The sequence below is a fragment of the Mycobacterium sp. TH-M116 genome, from assembly GCF_057473685.1.
This window is the reverse complement of sequence record NZ_JBYCLC010000265.1, coordinates 1-3,638: the sequence shown is the minus strand read 5'-3', so window position 1 is coordinate 3,638 and position 3,638 is coordinate 1. Positions and strand designations below refer to the sequence as shown.

The window sequence follows — 3,638 nt, the reverse complement described above, 5'->3', positions numbered from 1 at the left end:
ATATCAAGGAGATGCAACGCACGAAAGGGTTCACCGCGCTGATCGACGCCAACCGCGGCTGTTTCGCCGCGTTCCGCGCGGTGTACGAATGCGCGGTGCCGGTCGTCGCGGCGGTGAACGGATTCTGTGTCGGCGGCGGGATCGGACTGGTCGGCAACTCCGACGTGATCGTGGCCTCCGAGGACGCCACCTTCGGGCTGCCCGAGGTGGAACGGGGCGCACTGGGCGCGGCGACGCACCTGTCGCGGCTGGTCCCCCAGCACATGATGCGGCGGCTGTTCTTCACCGCGGCCACGGTGGACGCCGCAACCCTGCACCACTTCGGCTCGGTGCATGAGGTGGTGCCGCGCGAACAACTCGACGAGGCCGCGTTGCGGGTGGCCCGCGACATCGCCGCCAAGGACACCCGCGTCATCCGCGCGGCCAAGGAGGCGCTCAATCTCATCGATGTGCAGCGGGTCAACTCGAGTTACCGGATGGAGCAGGGCTTTACGTTCGAGCTCAACCTCGCCGGGGTCGCCGACGAGCACCGCGACGCGTTTGCCGGCACGACGAAGGGCAAAACGGAGTGACCGACAAGACCACGACGCTGGACGAGGCGGTCGGGCAACTGCGCAGCGGCATGACGATCGGCCTCGGCGGCTGGGGCTCGCGGCGCAAGCCCATGGCGTTCGTGCGGGCCCTGCTGCGCACCGACGTCAAGGACCTGACCGTGGTCACCTACGGCGGGCCCGACCTGGGGCTGCTGTGCTCGGCCGACAAGGTCCGGCGCGTGTACTACGGCTTCGTGTCGCTGGACTCGCCGCCCTTCTACGACCCCTGGTTCGCCAAGGCGCGCACCGGCGGGGCGATCGAGGCCCGCGAGATGGACGAAGGCATGCTGCGGTGTGGGCTGCAGGCCGCGGCGCAACGCCTGCCGTTCCTGCCGATCCGCGCCGGGCTGGGCAGTTCGGTTCTGGACTTCTGGGAGGGCGAGCTGAGGACCGTGACCAGCCCGTACCCGGCACCCGGCGGCGGCCAGGAGACGCTGCTCGCCATGCCGGCGTTGCGACTGGACGCCGCGTTCGTCCACCTCAACCTCGGTGACAGCCGGGGCAACGCCGCCTACACCGGCATCGACCCCTACTTCGACGATCTCTTCTTGATGGCCGCCGAGCGACGCTACCTTTCGGTGGAACGCCTCGTCTCGACCCAGAAGCTCGTCGAATCGGTTCCCCCGCAAGCGCTGCTGGTGAACCGGATGATGGTCGACGCTGTCGTCGAGGCGCCCGGGGGCGCCCACTTCACCACCGCGGCACCGGATTACGGCCGCGACGAGAGATTCCAGCGGCACTACGCCGAGGCGGCCTCGACCGACGAAGGCTGGCAGAACTTCCTCCGGACCTACCTGTCGGGCAGCGAGGACGACTACCAGGCGGCCGTGCGCGAGTTCGCGGAGGAGGCGTCCGAGTGAGCAGCACCCGCGCCGAGGTGTGCGCAGTCGCGTGCGCCGAATTGTTCAGGGACGCCGGCGAGATCATGGTCAGCCCGATGACCACCATGGCGTCGGTGGGCGCGCGTCTGGCGCGACTGACTTTCTCTCCCGACATCCTGCTGACCGACGGCGAGGCGCAGCTGCTGGCTGATACCCCGGCGCTGGGCAGGACCGGGCCCGTCGAGGGCTGGATGCCGTTCGGCCGGGTCTTCGAGACCCTGGCCTGGGGGCGACGGCACGTGGTGATGGGCGCCAACCAGGTGGATCGCTTCGGCAACCAGAACCTTTCGGCGTTCGGCCCGCTGCAGCGTCCGACCCGGCAGATGTTCGGCGTGCGCGGCGCGCCCGGCAACGCCATCAACCATGCGACCAGCTACTGGGTCGGCAATCACTCCAAGCGGGTGTTCTGCGACGCGGTCGACATCGTCTGCGGCATCGGCTGGGACAAGGTCGACCCGGCCAACCCGGCATTTCGTTTCGCCAACCCCCATCGCGTGGTGTCCAACCTCGGGGTGTTCGACTTCGGCGGACCGGAGCACACCATGCGCGCGGTGTCCCTGCACCCGGGCGTGACGCCCGATGACGTCCGGGAGGCCACCTCGTTTCAGGTGCACGGCCTCGACGGTGCCGGAGAGACCCGGCTGCCGACCGGCGACGAGCTGGGGCTGATCCGGGAGGTCATCGACCCGAAGTCGCTGCGCGACCGGGAGATACGCGCATGACCAGACTGCGCACGCCGCTGACCGATCTGGTCGGCGTCGAGCACCCGGTCGTCCAAACGGGGATGGGCTGGGTGGCCGGCGCCCGGTTGGTGTCGGCCACGGCCAACGCGGGCGGCCTCGGCATCCTGGCCTCGGCCACCATGACGCTGGACGAGTTGGCGACGGCCATCGGCAAGGTCAAGGCCGCCACCGACAAGCCGTTCGGGGTGAACGTCCGCGCCGACGCCGCCGACGCCTCCGACCGCATCGAGCTGATGATCCGCGAGGGCGTCAAGGTCGCGTCGTTCGCGCTGGCGCCCAAGCAGGAGCTGGTGGCCCGGCTCAAAGAGGCCGGGGTGGTGGTCATCCCGTCGATCGGCGCGGCGAAACATGCGCGCAAGGTCGCGGCATGGGGTGCCGACGCGATGATCGTGCAGGGCGGCGAGGGCGGCGGGCACACCGGACCGGTCGCCACGACCCTGCTGCTGCCCTCGGTGTTGGACGCCGTGGCGGGCACCGGCATCCCGGTGATCGCGGCGGGCGGTTTCTTCGACGGGCGCGGACTGGCCGCCGCGTTGAGCTACGGCGCGGCCGGCGTCGCGATGGGCACGCGGTTTCTGCTCACCTCGGACTCCACCGTGCCCGACGCGGTCAAGCGGCGCTACCTGCAGGCCGCGCTGGACGGCACGGTGGTCACCCGGCGCGTCGACGGCATGCCGCACCGCGTTTTGCGGACCGCCCTGGTCGAGAAGCTCGAAAGCGGTTCCCCTGCACGTGGTTTGGTTGCGGCGGTGCGTAACGCCGGCAAGTTCAAGCAGATGTCGCAGATGACCTGGCGCTCGATGATCACCGACGGCCTGGCCATGCGCCGCGACAAAGAGTTGACCTGGTCGCAGGTGGTGATGGCGGCGAACACCCCGATGCTGCTCAAAGCCGGCCTGGTCGAGGGCAACACCGAGGCGGGGGTGCTGGCCTCCGGCCAGGTGGCCGGCATCCTGGAGGATCTGCCGTCGTGCGCCGAACTGATCGAGTCCATCGTGCGGGATGCGATCACGCACCTGCAGTCGGCGTCCGCTTTCGTGCAGTGACCGCTCACCCGTGATTCAGGACTCGACGACCAGCATCGTGTGTCCGCTCGGGTCGCGGAACCAGAACATCGGCGGGACCGGCTCGCCCATTCGCGACACCTGCGCGTCGACGTCGGCGCCGGGTGCGGCCATCGCCGCATGGGTGGCGTCGATGTCGCTCGTGGACAACGTGATACCGGTGTTGGCCGGGTGCACCTGTCCGGCGTCCGACGGCGGCGGAGCCAGCACGATGCCAGTCGTGGGCGTCAGCGGCAGCGCCGTAGGCTCGCGCGATGTCCTGGCAGCCGGCCCACCCGCTGTAATTCGGCCGTTGGGGCCAGCCATCCGGGGAGTCCTGCCATTCTTCTTGGCGGCCGCACGGCAGTAGATCGATCA

General features: G+C 69.6%; 5 protein-coding genes and 1 pseudogene. 4 read left to right on the top strand and 2 right to left on the bottom strand.

Going from position 1 to position 3,638, the window contains the following annotated elements:
* The 4 genes from echA20 to ipdC all read left to right on the top strand — a co-directional run.
* On the top strand, window positions 1–572 hold a 572-nt coding region (gene echA20 / locus AC2VOK_RS13270; protein WP_428900885.1), incomplete at its 5' end, for a (7aS)-7a-methyl-1,5-dioxo-2,3,5,6,7,7a-hexahydro-1H-indene-carboxyl-CoA hydrolase.
* A complete protein-coding gene (gene ipdA / locus AC2VOK_RS13265) occupies window positions 569–1,453 on the top strand; it encodes a cholesterol ring-cleaving hydrolase subunit IpdA (protein WP_428900884.1) in 885 nt (294 codons plus the stop codon). The genes echA20 and ipdA, both read left to right, overlap by 4 nt.
* Window positions 1,450–2,196, top strand: a complete 747-nt coding sequence (gene ipdB, locus AC2VOK_RS13260) for a cholesterol ring-cleaving hydrolase subunit IpdB (protein WP_428900883.1) — start codon at window positions 1,450–1,452, stop codon at window positions 2,194–2,196. Before ipdA ends, ipdB begins: the two co-directional genes overlap by 4 nt.
* Window positions 2,193–3,263 carry a (3aS,4S,5R,7aS)-5-hydroxy-7a-methyl-1-oxo-octahydro-1H-indene-4-carboxyl-CoA dehydrogenase gene (gene ipdC / locus AC2VOK_RS13255; protein WP_428900882.1) on the top strand — a complete coding sequence of 357 codons (1,071 nt, stop codon included), beginning with the start codon at window positions 2,193–2,195 and terminating at the stop codon, window positions 3,261–3,263. Before ipdB ends, ipdC begins: the two co-directional genes overlap by 4 nt.
* Window positions 3,264–3,278: 15 nt before the next feature.
* On the opposite strand, the gene AC2VOK_RS13250 is transcribed toward ipdC, so the two are convergent.
* Together AC2VOK_RS13250 and AC2VOK_RS13245 are read right to left on the bottom strand one after the other, a co-directional pair.
* On the bottom strand, window positions 3,279–3,566 hold the full coding sequence (locus AC2VOK_RS13250) for a VOC family protein (protein WP_428900886.1): 288 nt from the start codon (window positions 3,564–3,566) through the stop codon (window positions 3,279–3,281).
* A pseudogene (locus AC2VOK_RS13245) lies at window positions 3,520–3,638 on the bottom strand (DUF899 domain-containing protein); the annotation flags it as partial. The gene AC2VOK_RS13250 and the pseudogene AC2VOK_RS13245, both read right to left, overlap by 47 nt.

Coding starts and splice junctions, on each gene's coding strand:
- ipdC (WP_428900882.1), top strand. CDS start 2,193: ATGACCAGACTGCGCACGCCGCTGACCGATCTGGTCGGCGTCGAGCAC.